This is a genomic window from Micrococcus sp. TCR-5, from assembly GCF_052220525.1.
Lineage (GTDB): Bacteria > Actinomycetota > Actinomycetes > Actinomycetales > Micrococcaceae > Micrococcus > Micrococcus luteus.
This window is the reverse complement of record NZ_JBQPDO010000004.1, coordinates 54,267-68,067: the sequence shown is the minus strand read 5'-3', so window position 1 is coordinate 68,067 and position 13,801 is coordinate 54,267. Positions and strand designations below refer to the sequence as shown.

12 protein-coding genes are annotated in these 13,801 nt (G+C 71.5%); 10 read left to right on the top strand and 2 right to left on the bottom strand.

The features are described 5' to 3' along the window. The first annotated feature begins 30 nt into the window (after nt 1–30). The 4 genes from era (at nt 31) to uppS (ending at nt 4,745) form a co-directional block, all read left to right on the top strand. Nucleotides 31–996 carry a GTPase Era gene (gene era, locus ACTSKS_RS03775; RefSeq protein WP_036336555.1) on the top strand — a complete coding sequence of 322 codons (966 nt, stop codon included), beginning with the start codon at nt 31–33 and terminating at the stop codon, nt 994–996. A gap of 337 nt (nt 997–1,333) precedes the next feature. Beyond that, nucleotides 1,334–3,067 carry a 2-isopropylmalate synthase gene (leuA, locus tag ACTSKS_RS03770; protein WP_101967655.1) on the top strand — a complete coding sequence of 578 codons (1,734 nt, stop codon included), beginning with the start codon at nt 1,334–1,336 and terminating at the stop codon, nt 3,065–3,067. After that, a complete protein-coding gene (recO, locus tag ACTSKS_RS03765; protein ID WP_101967656.1) occupies nt 3,064–3,885 on the top strand; it encodes a DNA repair protein RecO in 822 nt (273 codons plus the stop codon). Before leuA ends, recO begins: the two co-directional genes overlap by 4 nt. Further along, nucleotides 3,882–4,745, top strand: a complete 864-nt coding sequence (gene uppS, locus ACTSKS_RS03760) for a polyprenyl diphosphate synthase (protein WP_442927303.1) — start codon at nt 3,882–3,884, stop codon at nt 4,743–4,745. The genes recO and uppS overlap by 4 nt, the downstream gene beginning before the upstream one ends. Here uppS and ACTSKS_RS03755 read toward each other — a convergent pair. After that, nucleotides 4,685–5,794 carry an alpha/beta hydrolase gene (locus ACTSKS_RS03755; protein WP_442927302.1) on the bottom strand — a complete coding sequence of 370 codons (1,110 nt, stop codon included), beginning with the start codon at nt 5,792–5,794 and terminating at the stop codon, nt 4,685–4,687. The two genes, uppS and ACTSKS_RS03755, sit on opposite strands and share 61 nt — an antisense overlap. 55 nt (nt 5,795–5,849) lie before the next feature. Here ACTSKS_RS03755 and ACTSKS_RS03750 point away from each other — a divergent pair, with 55 nt between their 5' ends. Continuing rightward, nucleotides 5,850–6,977, top strand: coding sequence for a quinone-dependent dihydroorotate dehydrogenase (locus ACTSKS_RS03750; protein WP_442927301.1), 1,128 nt, complete (start codon nt 5,850–5,852; stop codon nt 6,975–6,977). A 66-nt stretch (nt 6,978–7,043) separates the two neighbouring features. Here ACTSKS_RS03750 and ACTSKS_RS03745 read toward each other — a convergent pair whose 3' ends face one another. Next, on the bottom strand, nt 7,044–7,664 hold the full coding sequence (locus ACTSKS_RS03745; RefSeq protein ID WP_036384729.1) for a DUF3043 domain-containing protein: 621 nt from the start codon (nt 7,662–7,664) through the stop codon (nt 7,044–7,046). An 80-nt stretch (nt 7,665–7,744) separates the two neighbouring features. Between ACTSKS_RS03745 and ACTSKS_RS03740 the strand changes: the two genes are divergently transcribed. The 5 genes from ACTSKS_RS03740 to ACTSKS_RS03720 all read left to right on the top strand — a co-directional run bounded on the left by ACTSKS_RS03740 (nt 7,745) and on the right by ACTSKS_RS03720 (nt 12,962). Next, nucleotides 7,745–9,148, top strand: coding sequence for a dipeptidase (locus ACTSKS_RS03740; protein ID WP_036384731.1), 1,404 nt, complete (start codon nt 7,745–7,747; stop codon nt 9,146–9,148). A 118-nt stretch (nt 9,149–9,266) separates the two neighbouring features. Then, nucleotides 9,267–9,659 carry an iron-sulfur cluster insertion protein ErpA gene (gene erpA, locus ACTSKS_RS03735; protein WP_002854644.1) on the top strand — a complete coding sequence of 131 codons (393 nt, stop codon included), beginning with the start codon at nt 9,267–9,269 and terminating at the stop codon, nt 9,657–9,659. Between the two features lie 278 nt (nt 9,660–9,937). Then, the gene (ctaC, locus tag ACTSKS_RS03730; RefSeq protein WP_036336539.1) at nt 9,938–10,855 is read left to right on the top strand and encodes an aa3-type cytochrome oxidase subunit II; all 918 of its coding nucleotides are present in this window, start codon (nt 9,938–9,940) and stop codon (nt 10,853–10,855) included. Continuing rightward, on the top strand, nt 10,855–12,564 hold the full coding sequence (gene ctaD / locus ACTSKS_RS03725; RefSeq protein WP_052007134.1) for an aa3-type cytochrome oxidase subunit I: 1,710 nt from the start codon (nt 10,855–10,857) through the stop codon (nt 12,562–12,564). Before ctaC ends, ctaD begins: the two co-directional genes overlap by 1 nt. Further along, nucleotides 12,561–12,962, top strand: a complete 402-nt coding sequence (locus ACTSKS_RS03720) for a cytochrome c oxidase subunit 4 (RefSeq protein WP_036384748.1) — start codon at nt 12,561–12,563, stop codon at nt 12,960–12,962. The genes ctaD and ACTSKS_RS03720 overlap by 4 nt, the downstream gene beginning before the upstream one ends. Nucleotides 12,963–13,801: the final 839 nt, after the last annotated feature.

Here is a 13,801-nt window from a genome sequence, read left to right as displayed (position 1 = left end):
CCCCACGCCCCGCCTGACAAGGATGACCCCATGACCGATCTCGTCGATCCGGCCCGCGCCGCGGACGGCTTCCGTTCCGGCTTCGTCTCGCTCGTGGGCCGGCCGAACGCCGGCAAGTCCACGCTCACCAACGCGCTGGTGGGGGAGAAGGTGGCGATCACCTCCTCCAAGCCCCAGACCACGCGCCACACCATCCGCGGAATCGTCCACCGCGAGGACTTCCAGCTCGTGCTCGTGGACACCCCGGGCCTGCACCGGCCCCGCACCCTGCTCGGCGAGCGCCTCAACGACCTCGTGGCGGAGACGCTCAACGAGGTCGACGCCGTGGGCATGTGCCTGCCGGCCGACGAGGCGATCGGTCCCGGCGACCGGTTCATCGCCCAGCAGCTCTCCTACCTGCACCGCACCCCGGTGGTCGCCGTGGTGACGAAGACGGACAAGGTGGGCCCGGAGCAGCTCATGGCGCAGCTCGTGGCCGTGACCGCGCTGGGCGACGAGGTCCTCGGACCGGAGAACGACGGGGAGGGCTTCGCGGCCGTCGTCCCGGTCTCGGCGGTGGCCGGCCGCCAGGTCGACGACGTCCTGGGCGTCTTCGCGGGCCTGCTGCCGGCCGGGCCGCCCCTGTACCCCGACGGCGAGCTCACGGACGAGCCGGAGGCGGTCATGGTCGCCGAGCTCATCCGGGAGGCGGCCCTGGAGGGCGTGCGCGACGAGCTGCCGCACTCGGTGGCCGTGGTGGTCGAGGAGATGTCCCTGCGCGAGGACCGCCCCGCGGATCGGCCCCTCATGGACGTGTGGGCGAACGTCTTCGTCGAGCGGGACAGCCAGAAGGGCATCATCATCGGCAAGGGCGGCTCCCGGCTGCGTGAGATCGGCGCGCAGGCGCGGGCGGGCATCGAGCGCATGCTCGGCACCAAGGTGCACCTGGACCTGCGGGTCAAGGTCGCCAAGGAGTGGCAGCGCGACCCCAAACAGCTCGGCCGACTCGGCTTCTGAGCCGGAGGCCCCGGCCCGGGCGCGCACGCGCCGGAGCGGGCCGCCGTCGTCGTGCGTCACACGGGGACGGCCTCCTGTGGCCCGGCCCACCTCGGTGCTAGGGTCGGGGGCATGTCCCTCCGCCTCGCGACGACAGCGCCGGCCACGGCCCGCCTGCTACTTCCCGGCCGCACGGGGTCCCCGTGCCAGGCCGTGATCCACGCCGCCTGAGCGCACGCGGAGGCAGGACGCCTCCCACCGGACCGGACACCCCGTGCGGAGTCCCTGACCTCCCGGTCCGGCCACCGACCACCCACCTTTCGCGCGCCCGCCGCGCGCACGTCGAGGGAGAACACGCATGAGCGCCCACCTGCAGAAGTCGTCGGGGATGAAGTTCCACAAGTACGTCCCGTTCCAGGACCAGATCGAGGTCGCCCTGCCGGACCGCACCTGGCCGGACAAGGTCATCGAGAAGGCGCCGCTGTGGTGCGCCGTGGACCTGCGCGACGGCAACCAGGCCCTGATCGACCCCATGGGCCCCGAGCGCAAGCTGCGCATGTTCCAGCTGCTCGTCGGCATGGGCTTCAAGGAGATCGAGGTCGGCTTCCCGTCCGCCTCGCAGACCGACTACGACTTCGTCCGTCAGCTCATCGAGGGCGACCACATCCCGGACGACGTCACCATCCAGGTCCTCACCCAGTCCCGTGAGCACCTGATCGAGCGCACCTTCGAGGCGCTCGAGGGCGCCGACCGGGCCATCGTGCACCTGTACAATTCGACGTCGGTGCTGCAGCGCCGCGTGGTGTTCCGGCAGGACGAGGACGGGATCGTGGACATCGCGACCTCCGGCGCGCGCCTGGTGAAGAAGTTCGAGGAGCAGCTGAGGGGCACGCAGATCACCTACGAGTACTCGCCCGAGTCCTACACGGGCACCGAGCTCGAGTTCGCCCGGCGCATCTCGGACGAGGTGGCCACGGTCCTGGAGGCCTCCACCGACCGCAAGATGATCCTGAACCTGCCGGCGACGGTGGAGATGTCCACCCCGAACGTGTACGCCGACTCGATCGAGTGGATGCACCGCAACCTGGAGCACCGCGACTCGCTCATCCTCTCCCTGCACCCGCACAACGACCGCGGCACGGGCGTGGCCGCCGCCGAGCTGGGCTACCTGGCCGGGGCGGACCGCATCGAGGGGTGCCTGTTCGGCAACGGCGAGCGCACCGGCAACGTCGACCTGGTGACGCTGGGCATGAACCTGTACTCGCAGGGCATCGACCCCATGATCGACTTCTCCGACATGGACCACATCAAGCGCACGGTCGAGTACTGCAACCAGCTGGCCGTGCCCGAGCGCTCGCCCTGGGGCGGCGACCTCGTCTTCACGGCCTTCTCCGGCTCCCACCAGGACGCCATCAAGAAGGGCTTCGAGGCGATGGAGGTCGACGCGAAGGCGGCCGGCACGGACGTGGACGGCATCCCGTGGGCCGTGCCGTACCTGCCCATCGACCCGAAGGACATCGGCCGCTCGTACGAAGCCGTCATCCGCGTGAACTCGCAGTCCGGCAAGGGCGGCGTCGCCTACCTGCTCAAGTCCGAGCACAACCTGGACCTGCCGCGCCGCGCGCAGATCGAGTTCTCCCACGTCATCCAGGATCTGGCCGACGCCCAGGGCGGCGAGGTCTCCGGCGCCGACCTGTGGCGCGTGTTCCAGGACGAGTATCTGCCCGCCGACGCGGCGGAGGCGCAGTGGGGCCGCTACCGGCTCCGCTCGGTCTCCTCGGCCTCCGGCGAGGACGGCGCGTTCCGGATGGAGGCCGAGCTCGAGGTCGACGGCGTCACGCAGACCCGCACGGCGCAGGGCAACGGCCCGATCGACGCGTTCCTGCGCATCCTCGGCGAGGAGGGCGTGGACGTCCGCGTGCTCGACTACTCCGAGCACGCACTGTCCGAGGGCGGCGCGGCCATGGCCGCCGCCTACGTGGAGGCGGCCGTGGGCGACCGTGTCCTCTGGGGCGTCGGCCTGGACCACAACACCACCACCGCCTCGCTGAAGGCCGTGGTGTCCGCGGTGAACCGCGCCCTGCGCGCGTGAGCGGCTCCGGCTCCTCCCGGCGGGGTGCGCGGCACGGCGGCTACGCGGCGAACTCGTTCCGCACCGAGGCCATCGTGCTGCGCACCCACCGTCTGGGGGAGGCCGATCGCATCATCGAGGCGCTCACCCCCGAGCACGGCCTGGTCCGGGCCGTGGCCAAGGGGGTGCGCAAGACCTCCTCCCGGCTGGGCTCGGTGGTGGAGCCGTTCATGCACTCCACGCTCCAGCTCGCACGCGGCCGGGGGGAGCTGCACACCGTGAGCCAGGCGCAGCTGCTGCACCCGTACGCAACGATGCTGGCCGCCGACTACGACGCCTACACCGTCGCCGGCGCCCTCGCCGAGGCCGTCGAGCGGGTCCCCGCGGTCGACGACGACGGCCGGCGCGCCCAGTACCGCCTGTTCCACGGCGCGCTGGCCGCGCTGGCCCGCGGCGCGCACGACCCGCGCCTGATCCTGCACTCGTTCCTGCTGCGCGCGCTCGCCCAGGCCGGCTGGGCCCCGACCTTCGACCGGTGCGCCCGCTGCGGCGCCCCCGGCCCGCACACGGCACTGCACGTGGGCCTCGGCGGGGCCGTCTGCCCCGAGTGCAGGCCACCCGGTGCCGCTCACCCGGCCCCGGAGACCTTCGACCTGCTCTCGGCCCTCGCGGCGGGGGACTGGGCCACCGCGGACGCCTCCGGGGCCCCCGCCCGCCGCGAGGCGGCCGGTATCGTGGCGGCGTACCTGCAGTTCCACGCCGAGCGGCGCCTGGTGTCCCTGTCCGTCCTGGACCAGGACCTCGGCCTCCCCGCCCCGCGCGTCGAGAGGAGACCATGAGCGCCGACCGAGCCCCGCAGCCCCCACCGCCGCACCCCTCGGGTGCGGTCGCCCCGCGGATCGACCCGCGTTTCGTGCCCCGGCACGTGGCGATCGTGATGGACGGCAACGGACGGTGGGCCAACCAGCGCGGCCTGCCCCGCACCGAGGGCCATCGGGCCGGCGAGGCGGCGCTGCTGGACGTCGTCGCCGGGGCGGTGGAGCTGGGGATCGGCCACGTGTCCGCGTATGCGTTCTCCACCGAGAACTGGCGGCGCTCGGCGGAGGAGGTGCGCTTCCTCATGGGCTTCTCCCGGGACGTGCTGCGCCGGCAGCGGGACACCCTGCACTCGTGGAACGCGCGGATCCGGTGGAACGGGCGGGCCCCGCGCCTCTGGACCCCCGTGATCCGGGAGCTGCAGGAGGCCGAGGAGCTCACGCGCCACAACACCGGCACCACCCTGCACATGTGCGTGAACTACGGCAGCCGGGCCGAGATCCTGGACGGCGTCCAGGCGATCGCCGAAGAGGTCCGGGCCGGCCGGATGCGGCCGGGGGAGATCAGCGAGGACGTCATCACCCGCTACCTCGACCGCGGTTTCCGCACGGGTCAGGACGTCGACGTCGTCCCGGACGTGGACCTGTTCCTGCGGACCTCGGGGGAGCAGCGCCTGTCCAACTACCTGCTGTGGCAGTCCGCCTACGCGGAGCTGCTGTTCCTGGACGTGCTGTGGCCGGACGTCGACCGGCGGACCCTGTGGGCCGCCGTCGAGACCTACGCCCGACGGGACCGCCGCTACGGCGGCGCCGTGGACACCCCTCAGCCGGCACCGTCGTCCGGCGCGCCGGACTCGGCCTCGGACGCCGACGGCGGCGCGTAGGCGCCCAGCCACGTGAGCGTCGCGGCACCGGCCGCCTCGCGCACCGACGCGGGGGAGGCGAACACGTCGTGCAGCGCGTCGGGGAGCCGGTGGACGGTCACCCGGTCGCCGAGCCGCAGGGAGCGGCGGGCCATGGCGTCGGGGTCCAGGACGATGTCCGAGGTCAGCATCGCCTCGCCGTAGGACGTGCCCCGATGCCCGCGCGCGGAGACGAGCACGAGGATCGGCACGGAGACGTCGAGCCGCCCGGCCACGGCCCGGTGCCCCGAGAGGACCGCGCTCAGCCAGGCGGCCGGCACCTCGAACGCGTGCGGGGGACGCCAGAGCGGGTGCAGGTCCCATTCGCCCTCGGCCTGGTCCGAGAGGGTGCGCCAGTAGTGGTCGATGCGCGGCAGCGTGAGCATGGCGTAGGGCTTCATGGCGGAGACGGGCCCCACGATGGACTTCGCCAGCAGGCGCACCCCCGCGCTGCCCTGCATCTCCAGCCATGGGCTGTTGAGCACGAGCGCGGCGAGGCGGCCGGGATTCCGGTCCGCCCACAGCGCGGCGATCAGCCCGCCGGTGGAGTGTCCCATGAGGATGGGCGGCAGCGGGTGATCCTGGGCGATGGTCTCGAACGCGGCCTCGAGGTCCGCGTCGTAGCGGGTCAGGTCGTCCGTCCAGCCGGGCGTCTGTCCCGCGCGCAGCGAGCGGCCGTAGTGGCGGAGGTCGACGGCGTGGAAGGCGTAGCCGGCGGCCTCGAACGCGTGGGCGAGCGGGGCGTTGTAGAAGTAGTCGCTCCAGCCGTGCACCGAGAGGATGGGCCGGCGGGCCGGGTCACGGGGGGCGTCGGTGCGCGGACGCACCACTGTGACAAGGTTCTGTCCTTGTTCATCGGTGTCGAGGCCGAGGGTGCATCGTTCGAAGCCCGGCAGTCCGTCCGGGACCCAGCCCAGGCCCGGCGGGTCGTCGAGGAACGGGCGGGTGTCCTCCTCCGTCGGTCCGCCGGCGGGGGCGCCGTGCGGGGCGGAGGGGTCCGGGGGCGGCGGCTGGATCGGGTCACGGGCCATCCGACCACTCTAGGAGGACCCTGGGCGGGCGGGAGGCCCGTGCGAGGATGGGGGCATGCAGCTGCCTGATCCCAAGTCCGCCGTCGACGGCCTCCTGACCTCCCGCGCGCCTCGCCTGTACCCGCCCTTCTTCCGTGCCGTGTTCGGCGGCATGGACGCGGAGCAGGCGCACCATCGGGGCTTCGACGCGATCCGGCTGGTCGAGCGCACCGGGGCGTCCGCCGCCCTGCGCGCCGCCTTCCGCCCGGACCCGCTGCTCGCGCGCACGGTCATGGGCCTGCGGTTCCCGACGCCCTTCGGCCTGGCCGCGGGGTTCGACAAGGACGGCCGGGGGACCGCCGCCCTGGCCGACCTCGGGTTCGGCCACATCGAGGTCGGCACGATCACGGCGCAGCCGCAGCCCGGCAACCCGCAGCCCCGACTGTTCCGTCTCGTGGACGACCGGGCGCTGGTCAACCGCATGGGCTTCAACAACGACGGCGCGGCGGCCGTCGCCCCCCGCCTGGCGCGGACCCGGCAGACCCTGGAGCGCCGCTTCGGTCCGACCCGGCCGGTCCTGGGCGTGAACATCGGCAAGACCAAGGTGGTCCCGCTCGAGGACGCGGCGGACGACTACCGGGCCTCGACCCGCCTGCTCGCGCCCCACGCCGACTACCTGACGGTCAACGTGTCCTCCCCGAACACGCCGGGGCTGCGCCAGCTGCAGGAGATCGACGCGCTGGAGCCGATCCTCACGGCGGTGCGCGAGGAGGCCGACCGTGCGGTCCCGGGCCGGCGGGTGCCACTGACCGTGAAGATCGCCCCGGACCTGGCGGACGACGACGTGCGCGCCGTCGGGGCGCTCGCCGAGCGCCTCGGGCTCGACGGCGTCATCGCGACCAACACGACCGTCTCCCGCGAGGGTCTGCGCACCCCGCGTGCCGACGTGGACGCCCTGGGCGCGGGCGGCCTGTCCGGGGCCCCGCTGCAGGAGCGGTCGATGCGGGTGCTGCAGGTCCTGCGGGCGGCGCTGCCGACGGGCACCGCCGTCGTCAGCGTGGGCGGCGTGACGGACGCCGACGACGTCCAGGCCCGGCTCGACGCGGGCGCGGACCTCGTCCAGGGCTACACCGCGTTCCTCTACGAGGGCCCGTTCTGGGCCGGCCGGATCACCGCCGGGCTGGCCCGGTCCCTGCGGGGCTGACGGTCTGCTCGCCGGGGACGCGACGGCCCGGACCCACCGGGGTCCGGGCCGTCGCGCGGTGTCGTGTCAGGCGGGGTACTCGCCCCGCTTGACCTGGGGCTTGGGCAGACGCAGGCGGCGGAACTGCAGGGCCCGCATGATGCCGTAGAAGCCGGTCCCGGACTCCGGCGTGCCGAAGCGCTCCGTGAGGCCCTTCTTGATGTGCCGGCTGACCAGGAAGCTCTCGATGAGCACGAGGGCCACGAGGACGTACAGGCTGATCATCAGGATCAGCTGCGCCTCGCGGCCGGGGATGAACATGAGCAGGACGTAGGCGAAGACGACGGGCATGAGCCACTCGCCGATGCCGGTGCGCGCGTCCACGTAGTCACGGACCCAGCGCTTCTGCGGTCCCTTGTCGCGTGCCGGGAGGCCGCGCTCGTCCCCGGTCTCCAGCGCGGCGCGCTGGCGCATCCGCTCCTGGGCCATCGCCTGACGCTCGGCCTTGCGGGCCGCCTTGCGATCTTCGGGGACCAGGGTGCGACGGCGCGCGGCCTCCTGGTCGCGGCGCCGTGGAGTCGGGCCCTTCTTGCCCTGCGAGCGGTCGCGCGGCGCGGCCCCGGACACGGCGCCCTCGGCGGGAGCAGCCGAGGAGCCGTGAGTCGAGGGGGCGGGCGCGGTCTCGGGGGTCTTGTCTCGCTTGAACACCCGTCCAGTCTAGTGGTGGGGCGCGTCCGGCCCGGCCGGGGGCACGACCCTCGGCCCCGCCGCCGTCTACGCTGGCCGTCATGACTGACATCACCTCCCGTGCGCCGCAGGACGCGGCCCTCGTCTCCGCCGTCCGTGAGGCCGTCGAGGCCCGTTTCCCGACGACCCTCCAGACCCTCACCGACCTCGTGGCGATCCCGGGCATCGCCTGGGACTCCGCGGACCGCACCCAGCTCGAGCGGTCCGCCGAGGCTGTCGCGGGCCTGCTGCGCGAGGCGGGCCTGCAGGATGTGGAGATCGTGACCGAGACCCGCGACGACGACCGGCCCGGCGGGCCGGCGGTGATCGGCGAGAAGCCCGGCGCCTCCGACAAGCCCACCGTCTTGTTGTATGCCCATCATGACGTGCAGCCGCTCGGGGACGAGGACCTCTGGGACACCCCGCCGCTCGTGGCCACCGAGCGCGGCGGGCGGCTGTACGGCCGCGGCGCCGCCGACGACAAGGCCGGCATCATGGTCCACCTCGCCGCCCTCGCCGCCCTGCGGGACGTCCTGCCCGACGCCGGCGTCGGCGTCCGCGTCTTCATCGAGGGCGAGGAGGAGGCCGGCTCGCCCACCTTCCGCACCTTCCTGGAGAAGCACCGGGCGCGCCTCGACGCCGACGCGATCGTGGTCGCGGACTCGTCCAACTGGGCCGTGGGGGAGCCCGCGCTGACCACCTCCCTGCGCGGGCTGGTGGACGGCACGGTGACCGTCCGGGTGCTCGACCACGCCGTGCACTCCGGCATGTTCGGCGGGCCGGTCCTGGACGCCGTCGTCCTGCTCTCGCGGCTGATCGCCACGCTCCACGACGCGGACGGCGCGGTCGCCGTGCCCGGCCTCGAGCCGCGGCAGACCGCGGGCCTGGACTACCCCGAGGACGTCTTCCGCGCGGACGCGGGCGTGCTGGACGGGGTGACCCTGGCCGGCCGCGGCCCGGTCGCGGACCGGCTGTGGAACGCTCCCGCGCTGAGCATCATCGGGATCGACGCGCCCTCGGTCGCGGAGTCCTCGAACACGATCCAGCCCGCGGCGCGCGCGAAGTTCTCGCTGCGCCTGGGCCCCGGCATGGAGCCCGCGGAGGCCTTCGAGGCGCTGCGCACCCACCTGGAGGCGCAGTCCGCGGCGGTGCTCGGCGCGGAGACCACGGTCACCGCGGGGGAGTTCGGTCAGCCGTTCACGACGGACACCTCGGCCCCCGCCGCGGCCGCGATGATGGCCGCCCTGGAGGACGCCTGGGGCGTCGAGCCCCGGGCGATCGGCATGGGCGGCTCCATCCCGTTCACCGCGGACCTCGCCGAGGTCTTCCCGGAGGCCACCCTCCTCATCACGGGCGTGGAGGACCCGGACACGCGGGCGCACTCGGCCAACGAGTCGCTGCACATCGACGACTTCCAGCGGGCCGTCGTGGCCGAGGCGCTCTGGCTCGCGCGGCTCTCGGCGTGAGCGCCGCCCGGCCCGTCGGTGCGGCGGGCCGGGAATGCCCCGTGGGCGGCTAGTGTTGCCCGGGAGACCACACGCGCGTGACGGCCCCGTCCGCGCCCCATGATCTGAGGAGGTCACGATGGCTCTGTCCGCAGAGGAGACCGGCGTCGAGATCGGCGCGACCCAGGACGCCGAGGGCCTGCCCCCGCACGAGGTCGAGCTGACCGACGTGGCGGCCGGCAAGGTGCGCTCGCTGCTCGAGCAGGAGGGCCGCACGGACCTGCGGCTGCGCGTCGCCGTGCAGCCGGGCGGCTGCTCGGGCCTGATCTACCAGCTCTACTTCGACGAGCGCGTCCTCGACGGCGACACCGTCCGTGACTACGACGGGGTCGAGGTGATCGTCGACAAGATGAGCGTGCCCTACCTCATGGGCGCGACCATCGACTTCGAGGACACCATCTCGAAGCAGGGCTTCACGATCGACAACCCCAACGCAGGCGGCTCGTGCGCCTGCGGCGACTCCTTCCACTGATCTGCGGGCGCCCGGAGCGCCACGGACCGCGAACCGGCGGGTCGGCCTCGGCCGGCCCGCCGTCGTCGTGCCCGGGCACCGCGCCCAGGATGCTCGGACCCGACTCCCAGACACGATCGGCACGTGTCACGGTGCGGAGAATCCGCGTGTTTCGGCTTAGACTGGCTCTGAATCATCAGGGCATACCCGTGCTCCCTGCGAGGACGCTGCGAGAAGCCGCCGAATCGCCGGGGGAGCGGGGACGCCCCTCGCACACGAGATGAAGAGGAAGGCCGTCTGTGAGAGCACAGAATGACGCCGGACGTCGGACCCGCCGCCGCTGGACCGCCGGTGCCGTGGGCACCACGGCGCTCCTGGTGCTGACCGGCTGTTCGGCAGAGGTCCAGCGCGGCTGGTACCCCGGCACCCGGGACACCACCAACCACAACGCCCAGCTCACCGACCTGTGGGTGAACTCCTGGATCGCGGCCATGGTCGTCGGCCTGCTGGCCTGGGGCGCCATGATCTGGTGCATGGTGGCGTACCGCCGCCGCAAGAACGACCAGGGCTTCCCGAAGCAGACGGCCTACAATGTGCCGCTCGAGACCATGTTCACGGCCATCCCGATCCTGATGGTCTTCACTTTCTGGGGCTTCACCGACCGCGTCCAGACCGAGGTCGACCGCCCCGTGGACGACTCGCCGCTGACCGTCACCGTGTACGGCAAGCAGTGGTCCTGGGACTTCAACTACTCCTACGAGCAGGAGAACGGCGAGGTCATCGAGGCCTACTACTCCGGCATCCAGGCCCAGCTGGACGGCACCGAGGGCGTGCGTGACACCCTTCCGGTCCTGTACCTGCCGAATGACGTGCCGGTGCACTTCGAGCTGAAGTCCCGTGACGTGGCCCACTCCTTCTGGATCCCGCAGTTCCTCCAGAAGCGCGACATGGTGCCCGGCAAGACCAACCACCTGTACCTGACCCCCCAGGAGCTGGGCAGCTACGACGGCAAGTGCGCCGAGCTGTGCGGCGAGTCCCACTCCGAGATGCTCTTCAACGTGGAGGTCGTCGACGAGGCGGAGTTCGTCCAGCGCCTCGAGGAGATGGAGCCGGGTCAGGTGGGCGACGAGTACAGCCGCAATCCCAACAACAACCCTGACGGCGCCGGGACGATGGAGCGCGATCTCCAGACCCCCCGCGGTGGAGGTAGCCACTGATGACCACTTACGAGTACGCAACGGATGAGGTGCGCTCACAGGCGCAGCCTCGTGTGGTGCCCCGTTCGCTGGGCAAGATCGTCGTCAGCTGGCTGACGACGACCGACCACAAGGTGCTCGGGTACATGTACCTGATCACGTCCTTCGTCTTCTTCTGCATCGGCGGCGTCATGGCCCTCATGATCCGCGCGGAGCTCTTCGAGCCCGGCATGCAGATCCTGCAGACGAAGGAGCAGTACAACCAGCTGTTCACCATGCACGGCACGCTCATGCTGCTCATGTTCGCGACCCCGCTCTTCACGGGCTTCGCCAACGTGCTGGTGCCGCTGCAGATCGGTGCTCCGGACGTGTCCTTCCCGCGTCTGAACGCCTTGGCGTTCTGGTTCTTCCTGTTCGGCTCCCTCATCGCGACCGCCGGGTTCCTCACCCCGCAGGGTGCGGCCTCGTTCGGCTGGTTCGCCTACGCCCCGCTCTCCAACACCACGTTCTCGCCGGGCGTCGGCGGTGACCTCTGGGTGTTCGGTCTGGTCCTCCAGGGCTTCGGCACGATCATGGGCGGCGTCAACTTCATCACCACGATCCTGACGATGCGTGCTCCTGGCATGACGATGTGGCGCATGCCGATCTTCACCTGGAACACGCTCATCACCAGCATCCTGATCATGATGGCGTTCCCGCCGTTTGCCTCCGCGCTCTTCGCGCTGGGCCTGGACCGTCGCTTCGGCGGCCACATCTTCAACCCGGAGAACGGCGGCGCCATCCTGTGGCAGCACCTCTTCTGGTTCTTCGGCCACCCCGAGGTGTACATCATCGCCCTGCCGTTCTTCGGCGTCGTGTCGGAGATCATCCCGGTGTTCTCCCGCAAGCCGATCTTCGGCTACAAGTCCATCGTGTTCGCGACGACGGCGATCGCCGCGCTCTCCGTGACGGTGTGGGCGCACCACATGTACGTGACCGGCGCCGTGCTCCTGCCGTTCTTCTCCGTGATGACCATGCTCATCGCGGTCCCGACCGGCGTGAAGTTCGTGAACTGGATCGGCACCATGTGGCGCGGTTCGATCACCTTCGAGACCCCGATGCTGTGGACGCTCGGCTTCATGGTCACCTTCCTGTTCGGTGGCCTGACCGGCGTCATCCTGGCGTCGCCGCCCCTGGACTTCCAGGTGTCCGACACCTACTTCGTCGTGGCGCACTTCCACTACGTCATCTTCGGCACCGTGGTGTTCGCGATGTTCGCCGGCTTCTTCTTCTGGTGGCCCAAGTTCACCGGCAAGATGCTGAACGAGCGTCTCGGCAAGATCCAGTTCTGGCTGCTGTTCGTGGGCTTCCACGGCACGTTCCTGATCCAGCACTGGCTCGGCGTCATCGGCATGCCCCGCCGCTATGCGGACTACATGGTGGAGGACAGCTTCCAGGCGATGAACGCGTTCTCCTCGGTCTTCTCCTTCGTTCTCGGCGCGTCGCTGATCCCGTTCTTCTGGAACGTCTACATCACCTCGCGCTATGGCAAGAAGGTCACCGTGGACGACCCGTGGGGCTTCGGCGCCTCGCTCGAGTGGACCACTTCGTGCCCGCCGCCGCGGCACAACTTCCACTCCCTGCCGCGCATCCGCTCCGAGCGTCCGGCGCTGGATCTGCACCACCCGGAGCTCTTCCCGCACTCGCCTCAGAACACGTCTGAGGCCTTCGGAGAGAAGGTGTCCCGGTGAAGGTCGCAGCGAACATCTTCTGGGTGATCGGCCTGTTCTTCGTGGCCGCAGGCACCCTGTACGGATTCTGGATCGAGTGGACTGAGTGGGCTGGCATCCCGGCCCTCTACGCCCTGAGCGCGATGTCCTGGATGATCGCCTGGTACCTGCGGGCCGCCGAGCACAAATACGGCGTCGGCCCTGCAGATGACGAGGACGGTCAGATCGTCGAGTACGCCGGCACCTACGGCACCTTCGCTCCCTGGAGCTGGTGGCCGCTGGGCCTCGGCCTGGGCTGCGCGATCATCGTGACCGGCCTGGCCGTCGGCTGGTGGGTCTTCATCATCGGCATCGTCGCCGCCGCCTACTTCACCTTCGGGTGGGTCTACGAGTTCTCTCGGGGCAAGTACGCCCACTGACCTGGCCGTCGTCGAACGCCGCAGGCCGGACCCCTCGGGGGTCCGGCCTGCGGCGTTTCCCTGGGAGCTGAGTACGGCCAGCCCGCCGTCGCGGCGGCCAGCCCCTGCGCCGCGGGGCCGGTCACGGCGACCGGCCTACTCGCCGCTCGGGGGCCAAGCGTGGTGCCCGGGTGAAGGGTTCGCCTGGTGGCCCGTCCCGCTGTCTCGTGGTCTCCGTAGGCCCGGGCATCGACCGCCGCGCAGAGTCAGCGGCGCGCCAGGAGCGCCTCACCGCGCTGCCCATGACGACGTCTGCGTGCCGCGGCGGCACTTGAATGGGCCGTCCCGTCGCGCGTCCCGTTGATGCCCGTGCCCGCGACTCCTACGCCGCTCTCAGCGGCCGGAACGAGCCTCGTCACGTAGAGACCGGGCAGGGGAGTCGCACGGGGTGCAGGCCAGCAGGGCCGTCGCTTGTGACGGTCCACGTGGCGAGGTGAGGGTGACACTTTCGGTGGGCGCCGGACGAGGCCCCCTCCGCCCCCTCTGCACCGTCCGAGGGGGCGGGGCCGGCCCGGCCTCCGGAGAGCCCGTGGCCGCGTCCGCACGGGCACCTGCCACGCACTGTCGACAGCTCCTCGGTCAGGAAGAAAGGGCTGGCCGGTGGTTGCGGCGATGGGCCTCATCATCACCATCGGTGCATCGGTGCATCGGTGCAGCGGAGTACGGCTTGGCTCTGCACCGGTGCCCACCATGTTGACCGTGACGCCGTGGCCTGCATCCGGGCCGTCGTCCATCTCGGGGCCCAGGGGTGGCGGATGGCCACCCTGCCGGGACAGCCCCCGCCGCCAGGACACACCGTC